This window comes from Brevibacterium sp. GP-SGM9 (assembly GCF_047300845.1).
Classification (GTDB): domain Bacteria; phylum Actinomycetota; class Actinomycetes; order Actinomycetales; family Brevibacteriaceae; genus Brevibacterium.
Map to the genome: position 1 here is coordinate 1,380,787 of NZ_CP178563.1, position 14,804 is coordinate 1,395,590.

At 68.1% G+C, this 14,804-nt stretch carries 12 protein-coding genes; 2 read left to right on the forward strand and 10 right to left on the reverse strand.

The genetic code is table 11. From position 1 onward, the window contains the following. Positions 1 to 142 precede the first annotated feature (142 nt). Positions 143 to 1,798, reverse strand: coding sequence for a methyltransferase (locus ACH82I_RS06340; RefSeq protein ID WP_230747561.1), 1,656 nt, complete (start codon positions 1,796 to 1,798; stop codon positions 143 to 145). A gap of 35 nt (positions 1,799 to 1,833) precedes the next feature. On the opposite strand from ACH82I_RS06340, the gene ACH82I_RS06345 reads away from it, so the two are divergent. Next, a complete protein-coding gene (locus tag ACH82I_RS06345) occupies positions 1,834 to 4,110 on the forward strand; it encodes a DEAD/DEAH box helicase (RefSeq protein WP_413336246.1) in 2,277 nt (758 codons plus the stop codon). 77 nt (positions 4,111 to 4,187) lie between these two features. Here the strand turns inward: ACH82I_RS06345 and ACH82I_RS06350 are convergent, their stop codons facing one another. From ACH82I_RS06350 to ACH82I_RS06390, 9 genes are all read right to left on the reverse strand, one after another. Next, on the reverse strand, positions 4,188 to 4,505 hold the full coding sequence (locus ACH82I_RS06350) for an Rv3654c family TadE-like protein (RefSeq protein WP_230747556.1): 318 nt from the start codon (positions 4,503 to 4,505) through the stop codon (positions 4,188 to 4,190). Beyond that, a complete protein-coding gene (locus tag ACH82I_RS06355; protein WP_413336249.1) occupies positions 4,502 to 4,888 on the reverse strand; it encodes a TadE family type IV pilus minor pilin in 387 nt (128 codons plus the stop codon). Before ACH82I_RS06355 ends, ACH82I_RS06350 begins: the two co-directional genes overlap by 4 nt. Before the next feature lies 1 nt (position 4,889). After that, on the reverse strand, positions 4,890 to 5,156 hold the full coding sequence (locus tag ACH82I_RS06360) for a DUF4244 domain-containing protein (protein ID WP_413336251.1): 267 nt from the start codon (positions 5,154 to 5,156) through the stop codon (positions 4,890 to 4,892). A 221-nt stretch (positions 5,157 to 5,377) separates the two neighbouring features. Further along, the gene (locus tag ACH82I_RS06365) at positions 5,378 to 5,980 is read right to left on the reverse strand and encodes a GNAT family N-acetyltransferase (protein WP_230747549.1); all 603 of its coding nucleotides are present in this window, start codon (positions 5,978 to 5,980) and stop codon (positions 5,378 to 5,380) included. Between the two features lie 136 nt (positions 5,981 to 6,116). Beyond that, positions 6,117 to 6,809, reverse strand: a complete 693-nt coding sequence (locus tag ACH82I_RS06370) for a type II secretion system F family protein (protein WP_413336253.1) — start codon at positions 6,807 to 6,809, stop codon at positions 6,117 to 6,119. Next, entirely contained in the window at positions 6,773 to 7,465 is a 693-nt protein-coding gene (locus ACH82I_RS06375) for a type II secretion system F family protein (RefSeq protein ID WP_413336255.1), read from the reverse strand. Before ACH82I_RS06375 ends, ACH82I_RS06370 begins: the two co-directional genes overlap by 37 nt. Continuing rightward, positions 7,465 to 8,634 (reverse strand): TadA family conjugal transfer-associated ATPase, encoded by a 1,170-nt coding sequence (locus ACH82I_RS06380; RefSeq protein WP_413336257.1) that lies wholly within the window; start codon positions 8,632 to 8,634, stop codon positions 7,465 to 7,467. The genes ACH82I_RS06375 and ACH82I_RS06380 overlap by 1 nt, the downstream gene beginning before the upstream one ends. After that, entirely contained in the window at positions 8,631 to 9,638 is a 1,008-nt protein-coding gene (gene ssd / locus ACH82I_RS06385; RefSeq protein ID WP_413336259.1) for a septum site-determining protein Ssd, read from the reverse strand. The genes ACH82I_RS06380 and ssd overlap by 4 nt, the downstream gene beginning before the upstream one ends. A gap of 237 nt (positions 9,639 to 9,875) precedes the next feature. Then, positions 9,876 to 12,512 (reverse strand): hypothetical protein, encoded by a 2,637-nt coding sequence (locus ACH82I_RS06390; RefSeq protein WP_413336261.1) that lies wholly within the window; start codon positions 12,510 to 12,512, stop codon positions 9,876 to 9,878. A 326-nt stretch (positions 12,513 to 12,838) separates the two neighbouring features. On the opposite strand from ACH82I_RS06390, the gene acs reads away from it, so the two are divergent. Further along, positions 12,839 to 14,776 carry an acetate--CoA ligase gene (acs, locus tag ACH82I_RS06395; protein ID WP_413336263.1) on the forward strand — a complete coding sequence of 646 codons (1,938 nt, stop codon included), beginning with the start codon at positions 12,839 to 12,841 and terminating at the stop codon, positions 14,774 to 14,776. Positions 14,777 to 14,804: the final 28 nt, after the last annotated feature.

Below are 14,804 nucleotides of genomic sequence, written 5' to 3' on the forward strand. Positions count from 1 at the left end.
TCGGGCTTCAGCGGCCCGACCTCGGGGTCAACGGTTTTCGATCCTATCGCTATTCCCCCACGGTCCTTGTGATCGCTGCCCCACGGTCCTTGTGACCGACCCCCGCTTCGGCCCCGTCACCGGCACCCGGAACACGTGCTCATCAGGGCGCCGGCGACTCCGTGGCCGGCAGCAGCACACCTTCGGCCACCAGCGCTCTGACCTGGGCAATCAGCTGGTCTTCGAGGGCCACCGGGTCGACGTCGAGCAGCTGCGCCAAGGCGTTGGCGGTCTGCCGCAGCGTCAGGCTCCCATCGGCGACCGAGACGAACCCGGCCAGCGCCGTATCGAGGTCGAAGACCTGTCCGAAGCCGATGCCCTGTTCCAGGGTGATGGAGGTGGGTTCGGATTCGCCGGGCACATGGTGGCGGTGTTCGACGAGATCCGGTGAGCGGGTGAACGCGGTGTCCGCGATCTCGCCCGCCTCGGCGGTGGCCAGCCAGCTGCGCAGGGCGAAGACCGTGGAGAGGAATTCGCCGAGTCCGTGGGGATTGTTCGCCGCCGCCGAGGTGGTCCGCACCCGGGCGCGCAGCCCCTCGGTCCGATCTGTGGCGGGGCTTGCCGGGGCGGGAGGGGCAATCGTTGGCACATCGTTATCTGCCCGGGACATGAGCACGTACCCGAAGACGATCTGGGCGACGTCGCGGGATGCGAAGTCGTCGAGCCAGGCGGCGGTGGCCCGGTTCCAGTCCTCACCGGCTCGCGGCACTCCCCCGTCGCGGATCCAGGTTTCGGCGTAGGCGACCGGGTCGAGGGTCTCCCGTTCGATGACGAGAACGGAGGTCTCCGGGTCCGTGACCCAGGCTTCGGGACCCTCATCGCTCGCCGAGGTGGTCTCCCAGTTGCCGAGGCAGACGCTGCGTCCGCCCGGTGCCAGAACCTCGGGGATCGCGGCGAACAGGGAGCGGACGAGGCGGTCCCCGCTCATGCCTGCGTCCCGGTATTCGAAGGTGACCTCCGAGGTGCGCGGGGTGATCACGAAGGGCGGGTTGGACACGAGCAGGTCGACCTTCTCATCCAGGGGTTCGAGCATCGACCCGTGCCGGAAGTCGATCGTGGTAATGCCGTTGAGACGGGCGGAGAGTTCGGCCAGGTGCAGGGCGCGGTGCGAGATGTCGGTGGCGATGACTCTGTTCGCATGCCGGGCCAGCAGCAGGGCCTGGATTCCGCAGCCGGTGCCGATGTCGGCGGCGAGCTCGACCCGTTCGCGCGGGGTGATGGACACCAGGGTGCGACCGGCCCCGCCGAGGCCGAGCACGAAGTCCCCGCCGAGGATGCCGGGCTCGACGAGCGTCCCGTGGTCGCTGACGAGATAGAGGTTCGCATCCCCGGGACGGAAGCCTCGGGGCACCCCTACCGGCAGCTCGAAAGGGACGAGGGCGAAGGGGGCGAGCGCCTTGTCCGGTGTGGTGTCATCGTCACAGCCGTGGCCGACGATGAGCCCCGCCGCGACGGCAATGTCATAGGCCTCCTCACCGAGGGCATCCCGGATGAGCCTGCCCTCGACCTCGCGGTGGAAGTGGAAGAGGAGGGCGAGGACGGCGAGCCTGCGGTCGAACTCCGAGGCTGCTTCCGCGGCTGCTTCCGAGTCCAGAGTGGTCAGGCAGACGTGGATGGCCGGGGCCGCATTGTTGCGGACCAGGGCATCGGAGACGGCGGACCCCCAGAACTGTCGGAGCCGGGGTTCGGTGTAGCCGGCCCGGTAGAGGGTGTCGGCCAGGATCGTCTCGCGGGGAATCGTCTCACTGTGTTCGGTCACAGAAGAATCCTAACGACTGCGCAATAATTAGGGCCATGACCTCTTCTGCCCTCCTCGACATCGTCACCGGTTTCGGTGTCCGGGATGAGCGGCTCGTCCACGTCCGGGACATTCCGCAGCGATTCGAACGCGACGCCGAGTGGCCGGACTGGATCGACGAAGAGCTCAAGCACGCCTGCCATGCGATCGGCGTCGATCAGCTGTGGGAGCATCAGCTCGAGGCCGCACAGGCCGCCCGGGACGGGTCCGATGTGGTCATCGCGACGCCGACCGCCTCGGGGAAGTCCCTGGGGTTCTGGCTGCCGGTGCTCGAATCGATCCAGGCCACCCGTGACAAGCTGCGCACCTCCTCGGCGATCTACATCGCCCCGACGAAGGCGCTGGCCGCCGATCAGCTGAGCAAGCTCGAGCGGCTCATCGTCCGCGGGGTCCGCCCGGCCGCCTATGACGGGGACACCTCGCAGGCGTCGAAGGATTGGGCCAGGCGGCATGCGAACATCGTGTTCACCAACCCGGACATGCTCCACCGGGGGATCCTGCCGCAGCATCAGCGCTTCGCCCGGATGTTCAAATCCCTGCGCTACATCGTCATCGACGAGGCCCACCGGTATCGGGGCGTCTTCGGATCGCACGTGGCGCTGATCCTGCGCAGGCTGCTGCGCATCGCCGCCCACTACGGGGCGCACCCCGTGGTCATCGGGGCTTCGGCGACGATGGCCGAACCCGCCGCGGCCTTCGCCAAACTCACCGGCCGTGAGGTCCACGCCGTGGCAGAGGATTCTTCCCCGCGCGCCGCGGGCAGCTTCGCACTGTGGGAACCGCCGGTCTCTCCCGGCGGTGATCGGCGCAGCGGCCTGGTCGAGGCCGCCGATGTCATCACCGACGCCATGTGTGCCGGGTATCGCTCGATCACGTTCATCGCCTCCCGTCGCGGCACCGAGGCACTCGCATCGACCGTGCGCGAGCAGGTCGGACAGGTCGACGATTCGCTGGTCGACAAGGTCGCCGCCTATCGGGGCGGGTACCTCGCCGAGGAGCGCCGCCTGTTGGAGACAGCCCTGCGTTCGGGTCGCCTGCTGGCAGTGGCCTCGACGAATGCGCTCGAGCTGGGCATCGACATCTCCGGGCTCGATCTCGTCATCATCTCCGGGTGGCCGGGCACTCTGGCCTCCCTGTGGCAGCAGGCAGGGCGGGCAGGTCGGGCCGGGCAGCGTTGGATGGCGGTGTTCATCGCCCGTGACGATCCCCTCGACACCTATGTCGTCCACCATCCCGAGGTCATCTTCGATTCTCCGGTCGATGCCGGGGTCATCCACCCGGGCAATCCGCATGTGCTCTCCGGTCAGCTGTGCGCTGCCGCCGCCGAGGTGCCGTTGCGGGAGGCCGACCTCGTGCACTTCCCACCGGAGTCCGCCTCGGTCATCACCGACCTCGTCGAGCGCAAGCTGTTACGTGCCCGCCCGACCGGATGGTTCTGGGCCAAGGACGAACCCGCCACGGATCTCTCCGACATCCGCGGCAGCGGCAGCGGTCAGTTCCGCCTCGTCGAGGCCAGCACCGGCACTCTGCTGGGTACGGTCGACGAATCGGGGGCGCACACCGGCGCCCATCCCGGTGCGGTGTATACCCATCAGGGCACCGATTTCACGGTCCTCGACCTCGACCTTGAGGAGCGAATCGCTCTGATCGCACGCTCCGAGGTCGATTACACGACGCAGCCGCGCTCGGCCACGGAGATCGAGATCGTCTCCACCGACGCTCAGCGAGTCCTGCCGTCGGGGGTGAGCGTGTGCAGCGGCACCGTCGACGTCAAGGATCAGGTCGTCGCCTACCGGATGCGGGCGAAGCGCGGTGGGGCGATCATCGCCGAGCACGAACTCGACCTGCCGGAGCGGACCCTGCAGACGAAGGCCGTGTGGTGGACGATCCCGCAGACCCTGCTCGACGAGGCCGAGATCGTCGCGGCCGATCTGCCCGGTGCCGTCCATGCCGCCGAACATGCCTCGATCGGTCTGCTGCCGCTCTTCGCCGGCTGCGACCGGTGGGACATCGGCGGAGTGTCGACGGCGCTGCACGCCGACACGGGCCTGGCCACGGTCTTCGTCTACGACGGTCTGGCCGGCGGGGCCGGTTTCGCCGAACGCGGCAGCACGGTCATCGAGGACTGGCTGGCCGCGACCCGGGATGCGATCGCCGCCTGCGAATGCATCGACGGCTGCCCCTCCTGTGTGCAGTCGCCGAAGTGCGGCAACGGCAATGAGCCCCTGGAGAAGGACGCCGCCCTGCGACTGCTACGCGGAGTCCTCGGCTGAGCGGGACCCTCGCTTGAGCGGAGCATTCGCTCGAGAGGATTCCTCGGCTGAGGAGCCTCGCGTCAGGGCTGAAGCGTTCACTTGCCGGCGACGGCCTTCTCCTTGACCTTCGGCAACGGGCCGGGGATGTCGACGGCGACCTCGACGTACGCGCTCTGCTCGCTCATCGAGGCCCGACAGTCGACCACCGAGCCGCCGTTCTTCTTCGCCACCTCCTTCGCAATGTCACAGGGTTCTCCCGCGGCGAGCCCGCGGACGGCATCGGCGGCGGCCAGTGCCGCCAGATCCGCTGCGCTCTGGGCTCTGCTGTGGGCGACGAAGGCCTGCCCGAGGCTGCCGATGGCGGTGACGAGCACCAGGACCATCGAAGCGAGTCCGACGACGATGTTCGTCATTGTCCGTCCCCTCGCTGTCCTTCCATCCGGGCGGTCGCGTTCGCTTCGACCGTGTCGATGAAGATGATCGCGGCGGGCAGTCGGATGGTCACCGTCACGGTGGAGTACCCGCCGTCGGCGCGGACTCTGACCTTCGCGGCGTCTCCCGCATGCTTCTGCGCCTCATCGACGACGGCGGCCTGCGGTTCTCCGCGCGCGATCTCACGGGCGGCCGAACGAGCGGCGTCGAAGGCCCTCAGCTGGGAGAAGCCGACGGCGGCGGCTCCCGTGAGCATGATGACGAGGAGCACGATGGCAGGCATGACCACGGCGAATTCCGCTGTGGCCGTCCCCGCGTCCGCATCGCGCGCCTCGGCCCGCCCGCGAGAGCGCCGACCGTCCATGTCAGGATCCGCCCCCAAGGCCGAGAGCGGTCTGGATAACACCGGTGACGAGTTCCTTGATCGGACCCGATTTCAGGATGACGACCAGGAGGGCTGCGAATCCGCAGGCCGCCAATGTGGTGATCGCGTATTCGGCCGTGGTCGCTCCGGCGTCCGGGCCCCAGAACTCGTCTCTGTCATCGAACCCGATGCCGGGTGGTGCCGCGCAGTCGGGTGGGAGTTCATCGTTCTCCGGTGGTGGCAGCGGTGTGCTCGTGGTCTCGCTCATGTTCTCCTCCTGGTGGAAGTCCGTGCTCGCGATCTGCGAACGGACCTTCAGCCTGGAGGGCAGGCACCGAGGGTGTCGAGGGCTCGAAACGAGCCTGTGGAAACGGGATCACCGTCCACAGGTCGCCGGCACGCGAGTGAGAGTCCTGTCCACAGCCTCGAGCACGTCAGTGAGGGTCAGAGCGCACGACTCTGACGATCGCAGAGCGCAGCGGTGACGCTTCAGCTCCGGCCGGCCCAGTCTTCCTTGAGGATGGCCATGATCACCTGGTCGTGGCGGCGTCCGTTGAAGAACACGGCCTCACGACGCCTGCCTTCCTCGACGAATCCGGCCTTCGTATAGGAGGCGATGCCGCGAGTGTTGAAGGCCCAGGTCTGGAGTTCGATGCGATTGAGACCGAGCTGGAGGAATCCGTACTTGATCGCCAGTCGCACGGCATCGGAACCGTAGCCGCGGCCATGGAATTCGGGTCCGAGGACGATCGCCAGGGTCGCGGACTGGTTGATGGGATCGCGTTCGAACAGGGTCACATGGCCGACGAACTCCTCGGTTTCGATGAGTTCGATGCTGAACCCGACCGATTCGCTGGTCTTGTTCGCGCTCCACAGCGAGAACTGTTCGGAGACCCCTCCTTCGGGGCGCGGCAGGACCGTGTGATTCTGGAGCACCACGATCGAAGGGTCGAACCACCATTGCTCGAGGTAGGGCAGGTCATCCTGGCGCAGCGGACGCATCCTCACGGAGCGACCCGTGAAGAGATTCTCGGCGTAGTCTTCGGCTTGTTCGACGTTGGACAGTTGGTTGAAGGGTGTTACCTGTGCCATAGAACGACCCTACCAATCCCTCCTGAACGCCCGTTCAAAATTCGAGCGACCCGGCCGCTCGTCGCCCGGTCGTCCACAGCCCCAGGTGCGAAGTCGGATGGCCTCAGGTGCGCAGTCGGACAGAGGGGACCCCGACTCAGAAGAACACGGTCGTGAGGTCGGAGAGCAGGGAGATGATGACGGGCACCACCGAGAGCAGCAGGAACGCCGGGAGGATGCACACGCCCAAGGGAACCACGAGTCTGACTCCCAGGGCAGCGGCCGCCTCCTGTCGGCGCCGGCGGGAGGAGTCGCGCAGCTCCTTGGCCACCGATTCGATCAGCGGTGCCGGACCGACTCCGGTGTGTTCGGAGAATTCGAAGACCTCCAGCACCGGTGCAAGTCGATCGTCGGCGGACAGCCGTTGACCGCCGATCGTCATCGCCCGCCCGATCCGCTGCAGTCCGGAGCGGTCATCGGTCGCCTCGGCGCTCAGGTGCAGCGCCACCGGGATCGGCAGGCCCGAAGTCAGGCAGATCGCCACGAGATCGAGGTCGAAAGCCAGCTGATCATCGGCGACCGCGCCCTCGGTTCGAGCGAGGTCGCCCGCCCCGCCCGACACTGTGGACCCGCCAGAGCCAGCAGCCCCGCCGGTGCCGGCAGTCCCGCCGGCACCGGACGCGCCCGATCCGCCCGCTGGCCTGCCAGACCCCGCCGCCCCGAGCAGCCGCTGCAGCCGCCCGGATGTCGACCCCGACCACAGCAGCACCCCGGCCGCCACGAAGACTCCCACCAGCAGACCGATCATCGTCGTCACCGCTCGGCGCTTCGCATCATCGCCGTCATCCACCAGCGGCCGAGGATGTAGAGCAGCAGTCCGAGACCGACACTCAGCTGACCGGGCAGTCCCGCGATCAGCTCGGCCGGTCGGACGCCGATGAGCAGTCCGAGTCCGACGCCGATGAGCGGCAGCCAGCTGAGCACCCGCACCGTGGACCTGGGCCCCGCCATCGCGATCCGCCGCTCCCGGTCGGCGTCGAGGGCGTCCCGTTGGGCGGCGGCATAGCGGAGGATCATGTCGGCCGCGGGCGCCCCCGAACGTTCGGACACGGTCCACACCGCCGCCATGCCCGCCATCACCTCGGCGGCGGCCGGCGGCAGTCCGGAACTGCGGGTGACGATGGCCCGCCCAGGCTCCTCCCCCAGCGAGATCGCCCGTGAGATCGGACCCAGATCCTCGTTCTGCCGGCTCAGGGTCGCCATCACCGCCTGCGGAGTCATGCCCACCTTGAGCAGATGTGCGGCGTTCTCGACGGTGCCGATGGCCCACAGCTTCTCCTGTTCGGGATCCTGCCGTCGGGCGCGCCCACGACGACCACCGCCCCCGACGCCGACGTCATTTCCGCCGCCTGCCGCCGGCAGCAGCTCGCGCAGCCTGCGGGTGGGATCGAGCGGGGCACTGAGAATGATGCTCACGGCCAGGAGCACGGCGAGGACGGTGAGCATCAGGCGGCCTTCTGTTCGAGCACGGCCTCGAACCGGGCGAGAGCACGGCGGTTGAAGGTGCCCTCCGCTTGGGGTGAGGCACGTCCCCACACCGGTTCCATCACCACACCCTCGGCGCTGACCCTGGTCGGGATCGCCAATTCGGTGATCCCTCGATCGGGCCCGACCCGACGGAGGTGGATGACGAGGTCGATGGCGGTTGAGAACTGGGAGAACACCGCCTGCGGGCTCATATTCGCCAGTGCACCGAGGGCCGCCACCCGGCTCGGCACCGCATCGGCGGTGTTCGCGTGGATCGTCGCGCATCCGCCCTCATGCCCGGTGTTGAGCGCCGTGAGCATGTCACGGACCTCGGCACCGCGGCACTCCCCGACGACGAGGCGGTCGGGCCGCATCCGCAGGGCGTTGCGCACCAGGTCGGTCAGCGTCACTTCGCCGCCGCCCTCGACATTGGCCTGGCGGGCCGCGAGCTGGACGATATGGGAGTGGCCGACGATGAGCTCCCTGGAGTCCTCGACGATGACGAGGCGCTGACCGGATTCGACGAGACCGAGCAGGGCACCGAGAAGAACGGTCTTCCCCGTACCGGTCCCACCCGAGATGAGGATGTTCGCCCGCGAGCACACCGCCTCGGTGAGGATCTCGCCGAGTTCGCCGGGGATGAAGCCATCGTCCTGCAGCTGGGCGAAGCTGAAGCCGGAGCGTTTGGGCACGCGGAAGGAGATCGAGGTGTGGTCCCCGGAGATCGGCGGGACGATCGCGTTCATCCGCACCCCGTCGGGGAGGCGGACATCGACGAAGGGACTCGAATCGTCGAGCCTGCGACCGCCGAGCGCCGCCAAACGCACGGCCAGGGACCGCACCTCCTCCTCGGAGCCCAGGGACAGGTCGAGCAGCTCGGGACCCGAGCCGGTGTCGGCGAAGATCTCCCGCGGCCCGTTGACGAAGACGTCGGTGGTGTCAGGGACCTCGAGCACGGACTGCAGGGGTCCGGCCCCGGACAGCTGCGCGGACAGCCTGGTCACAAGCTCGAGGAGGGCGCTGGAGCCGAGCACCCGTCCGGTCCGGCGGACCGCCTCGGCGACGGCGGCCGTGGTCACCGGCCCGGGATCGTCCAGCAGGGTCTTACGGACCTCGGCGACGAGGGAGGCGTCGAGCCATTCGCTCATTCCATCCACTCCCCGAGCAGACGGTCGACGAGTCTGCCCAGGCGGGCACCGCCGGGGATGCCCTCACCACGGTCGACGGCGGCCGAGAGTCCCCGATCGTCGCGGATGCTGCCGGCGAGACTCAGGCCGATGGAATCGGCGAGCAGCTCGGCATCGAGGCCCCCGGCACCGGTGTCGCGGACGACGAGTCGGACGTCGGGATGGGATTGGGACAGACGTTTGGCGACTTGGGAGGCGGCGACGGCCGAGCGGACCCGGGCCGGGGAGACGAGGAGCACGTGGTGGCAGCGGCGCGTCCACTGCGGTGGGGCGTGGCGGGGCAGGTCGACGATGACGAGTTCGAAGGCCTGCCCGGCTGCGGCGAGGAAGTCGTCGAAGACGTCCGGGTCGAGATCGAGGGTGTCATCTCGTCCCCAGGACAGGATCGCGAGGCCTTCGTGACGGGGCAGAGCCTGAGCCAGGGTCGAGGGGCGCAGCTGTCCGCGAGAGGCGCTGAGGTCGGCCCAGCGCGGGCCGGGCACCTGTTCGGCCCCGAGGACGAGGTCGAGCCCTCCGCCCAGCGGGTCGGCGTCGACGAGGACCGTGTCGACATCGGGTCCGGCACGTCTGGCCAGGGCACAGGAGAGGACCGAGGCTCCGGCTCCCCCGCATCCGGCGACGACCCCGACGGTGACACCGGGAGCGGTCGGCGGTTCGATGGCTGCGATCATTCGCCCGCTCAGCCATTCCGCGGCAGAGGGCAGCACCGCCAGCTGATCCGCGCCGAGGTGGGCCGCCCGTTTCCAGGCCGATCCCTGTTCGTCGCCGTCGAGGACGACGAGGATGCGGTCGGCATGGTCCGTGGCCGGGGCCTCGCGCACGTCCTCGCCGAGGAGGATGAGCGAGGCCGATTGCCAGCCGCCGGAGTCCGGGGGCAGCACCGTGAGTGTGACTCCGATGCTTTCGGCGACTCGGGCGCATTCTTCGGTGATCGCACCGAGGTCGGTGATGAGGGCTACCTGCATGCTCACAGCGTGCCCCGCACGCAGTGGTCGCAACAGGGACGAACGGGTGCCTGTGGATGGGATGCGCAAAGGGCGCCTCCTGTGAGTTCGAGTCACAGGAGACGCCCTTCGACGTCGATGCCGCTGTCTTTCCTGCTCAGCGGCCCTGGTGTGCCGTTGCGGCGGCCTCAGCCCGAGCATTCGGGTTCTGCCGGCCGACCTGCATCCACAGGCGCAGAGCGAGAGTCGGCTGCGGTCTCAGCCGCGCTGGATTCCGTCGATGTTGCGCAGGAGTCCTTCGCGTCCCTCGGAGTCGCGGACCTTGAACCAGGAGCCGTTGTCCTCGAGGCTGAGGTACCAGTCCCCCGGGTAGATCGTGAACACCGGCATTCCGGTGGTCGGATCCACGGCTTCGCGGGGTTCGGGAACGGCGAACCAGAAGGCCTGGATAATCGGGCGACCGCCGTCCTCCCGCTCGCCGTCGGATCCCTCAGAGTCCGCACCGCGGTTGCCCTGATCGTCACCGGAGACATTCCTCACCGGTTCCGCATCGACTGCCGTCTGCTTCATTGTCTCCTGATCCGAGACCTCGGGCTGTGCGGAGCCCTCAGGCTGCTGTGCGGAACCTTCAGGCTGCTGCGCGCGGTCGGTCTGTGCTGAACGCGCGGACTGCTCGGCAGACTCGGAACGGTCCGACCGGGAGTCCGCGCCGTTTCCGTACCGTCCGACGGGAACATACTGCGTCGGCTCCGAGCTCTCAGGCACGGTGTCCCCGTTCGCATCGGCGCGCTCCTGAGCGACCGACCGCGCCTCACCCGATTCGGCTTCGGCCGGGCTGCTGACGACGGTGGCTTCGGTCGAGCGGACGTTGTCGTTCGGCCCGCGTCCGTCCGCATCGGTGGTCTCGGATTTCTCACCGTTGGCTGCGGCCTCGGAGCTGTCTGCCCCGGCCTCGGAGCGCTCGCCGCCGGTCGCGGTGACCTCGGGCTCGGGCGCATTGACCTTCGAGGCCAGCGAGCTGTGCTCGCCCGAGGTGACAGCGCTGCTCCCAGCGGGCTCCTCACCGCGGTCATTCGACCGAGCGTCTCGATCATCGGCTGCGGCGCCCGGCTGCGATGTCGTCGCATCGTGCTCGGGTGCGGCATGCCGACCCCGGTGACGCTCGGCCTCGGAGTCGGACGCGGGCGAATCAGAGGCGGAGACGCTCGAGTCGGAGACAGGTGCATCGGACTCGGGCGCATCGGAATCCGAGTCCGCCGAGGCGGCACCGGCGATCACGGCTCCGGCACCGAGAGCCCCGACACCGGCGGCCGCGCCGGCCCCAGCACTTGGGCGCTCGGAATTCGTAGCCGAATCGTCACCGGATCGGGAGTCCGCGGCTGCGGATGACTCGGGGCTCGCCTCGGCGGAGGTCGAGGTCACCGAGGAGTCGGCGGCAGACGCGGGATCGGATGCCGACGGTGCGGCCTGTGCACTGAGTGCGCCGAAGCCGAAGGTCTGAGTCGGCTCGCTCTGCGTGTGCTTCGGATCCTGGGGGTCCGAGGCTCCGAGGTAGGTCTGACCCGACCCGGTGCTCTGGACCGGCTGGTCACCCCCGACTCCCTGTCCGGTCTCGGCCGGAGGTGCGAAGGAGCTCGACGAGGATTCCCTGCGCTGCTCAGGCGGGGCGTAGGGGTTTTCGGCTGCGGTCTCGACCGGCTGCTCGGCCTGTCCCGGTTGGCCGGGCTGCTGACCGAACTGACCGTGTTCCTGACCGAATGGGCCGGGCTGGTTCTGACCGTCCGGCTGAGCAAACTGCTCGGATCCCCCCGGCTGACCGTGGGTTCCGGGCTGGTCCTGTCCGCCGAACTGACCTGGCCCACCAGCCTGGCCGGGCTGACCGGGCTGAGCGAAACCGGGCTGAGCGAATCCAGGCTGCCCCTGCTGACCGGGCCCCTGCTGTCCGGTTCCCTGCTGACCGTGACCCTGCGGTCCGGGTCCGGACTGCGGTGCGCCGGAAGGTCCGCCGAAGCCGGGGGTGTCCCCGGGCATGTGCGCCACCGGCGCCGGGTGCGGCGAACGCTGGGCAACGACGCGGGCCTTCGGATGCGAGGGACTCTCCTCACGGATGGAAAATTCCTTCGCGAAGAAGGGAAGCATCGTGAACACTCCGGCGAAGAACGCGATCAGGGAGGCGAAGAAGGCGAGGTAGGCACCGACGTGCCAGAAGACGGCAGCGGTGAGCAGATCGATGAAGGCATAGGTGAATGCCGCTGCGGAGACGACCGAGATGAACTGGTCGAGGCTGAGCGAACCGACGCGCAGACGACCATTGCCGAGCTTGTTGACGAGCACGGCCGCCGAGATGAGCAGGATCCCCAGCACGGTGAAGACCAGCGAACCCATGTCACCGACGTTCCAGTGCCACAGCGTGTACGTCTCGAAGCTGTATTTCCGGAAGGGCACGAACAGAGCGATGAACGCGAGCAGTCCCGCGAAGAGGATGAACAGGTCGCGCAGCGTCAGCGGTCCGAGCAGACCCGGTCCCGTGCGGGGGCGCTTCTGCGGCGCCGCACCGAACTGGCCGGGAGCAGAACCGTAGGGACCTGGAGCGGAACCATAGGGACCCGGACCCGAACCGTAGGGACCCGGTCCGGAACCGTAGCCGGCCGGTGCAGATCCTGCCGGCCCAGGGTTCTGGGCTCCCGGACCCGAGCCGTAGGGGCCGGGTGCCGAACCATAGGGGCCCGGGTTCGAACCGTAGGCGGGACTCGGAGCCGAGCCGTACTGACCGGGGCCCGGGCCGAAGCTCGGATTCTGTCCGGCCGGAGGCTGGCCGGTTCCGCCGGGATGCTGCGAGGGCTGATCGTGCCACGGCTGTGGTCCGGATCCGGTTGGATGCTGCGGCGAACTCATCGCTTAACTCCACTCGATCTTGGGGACAGGGTCATCGACATTCCTGTGTCTGTGCAGTGTCCATCCTGACAGACTCTGACCCCATCCTTGCAGAACAGAACCTGCCGATGCACCCATTCTGTGCTCTCTGTCAGGTGCGCACGCACCGGTCCCGACCACTTCGGCGAGACCAGGGAGGAACGGAAATGTGGCGTGTAGCACATTCGGGGCGCGACGGCTACCCCCACTTCCCCCGCTCATCGCTCGGATCGGGGTGACCCGAGCACCCATCGCGGGTATACAGTGCAACTAGAATTTTCGATCCACCAAAGAAGCCGGAGGGAAAAATGACTGACAGCTCAGCCGATCACACCGAGACCTTTGCCCCACCAGAGGATTTCGCCGCTGCCGCCAACGTCAAGGCCGATGAGTACGAGCGGGCCGACGCCGACTACCTGGGCTTCTGGGCCGAGCAGTCCCGCGATCTCATCGACTGGAACCAAGACTTCGGGGAAGTTCTCGACTGGACCGACCCGCCCTTCGCGAAATGGTTCGTCGGCGGCAGGCTCAATGTCGCCTACAACTGCCTCGACCGGCACGTCAACGCCGGCAACGGCGACCGCGTGGCGATCAACTTCGAAGGCGAGCCCGGCGACTCCCGGTCCTTCACCTATGCCGAACTCCTCGCCGAGGTGTCCAAGGCGGCGAACACACTGACCGAACTCGGGGTGAAGACCGGCGACCGCGTCGCGATCTACCTGCCGATGATTCCCGAAGCGATGATCTCGATGCTCGCCTGCGCCCGCCTCGGCGCCGCCCACTCCGTGGTCTTCGGCGGATTCTCCGCCGACGCCCTGCGCTCACGCATCATCGATGCCGAGGCGCGCGTGGTCATCACCGCCGACGGCAGCTACCGTCGCACCAAACCCACCAGCCTCAAGCCGGCCGTGGATGAAGCGCTCTCCCACGGGGACACACCCGTCGACCACGTCCTCGTCGTCCGCCGCACCGGTCAGGACGTCGACTGGGTCGAAGGCCGCGATCAGTGGTGGCACGACACCGTCGAGCAGGCCAACCCCGAACACGAGTGCGAGTTCTTCGACTCGGAGCAGCCGCTCTTCGTCCTCTACACCTCGGGCACGACGGGCAAGCCGAAGGGCATCCTGCACACCTCGGGCGGCTACATCACCCAGGTCGTGTACTCGATGAAGGCCGTCTTCGATGCCAAACCCGAGACCGATGTCTTCTGGTGCACCGCCGACGTCGGCTGGGTTACCGGCCACTCCTATGTCACCTACGGTCCGTTGGCCGCAGGCCTCACCCAGGTCGTCTACGAAGGCACACCCGACACCCCGCATCAGGGACGCTGGTGGGAGATCGTCGAGAAGTACAAGGTGACGACCCTCTACGCCGCCCCGACGGCGATCCGCACCTGCATGAAGTGGGGCGAGGAGATCCCTGCGAAGTACGATCTGACCAGCCTGCGCCTGCTCGGCAGCGTCGGCGAACCGATCAACCCCGAGGCGTGGCGCTGGTACCACCGCGTCATCGGCGGCGAGCGCTGCCCCATCGTCGACACCTGGTGGCAGACGGAGACGGGTGCACATATGATCGCTCCCCTGCCCGGCGTGATGTCGACGAAGCCCGGGTCCTCACAGCGACCGATCCCCGGCATCTCCGTCGATGTCGTCGACGACTCCGGCGAGAACCCGGCCGGACCCGAGGGCGGTCTGCTCGTCATCCGACAGCCCTGGCCGTCGATGCTGCGCGGGATCTGGAAAGACCCGGAGCGCTTCAAGGAGACCTACTGGTCCCGGTTCGAGGAGACCTACTTCGCCGGTGACGGCGCCCGCCGGGACGAAGACGGCGACATCTGGTTCCTCGGTCGCGTCGACGATGTCATGAACGTCTCCGGGCACCGCCTGTCGACCGCGGAGATCGAATCCTCGCTCGTCGCCCACCCCAAGGTCGCCGAGGCGGCCGTGGTCGGGGCGGCCGATGACACCTCCGGTCAGGCCGTCATCGCCTTCGTCATCGTCGGCAACGGCGTCGAGGACTCCCCGGAGACGGCCGAGGAGCTGCGGCAGCACGTGGGCAAGGACATCGGACCGATCGCGAAGCCGAAGAAGGTCCACATCGTCACCGATCTGCCGAAGACCCGGTCGGGCAAGATCATGCGCCGCCTGCTCAAGGATGTTGCGGAGAACAGGGAGGTCGGCAACACGATGACCCTCGCCGACGCCTCGGTGATGGATCAGATCGAGCAGTCGGTGGCGAAGTCCTGAACAAGCGGGTTTTTCGACAGTTCGCCCG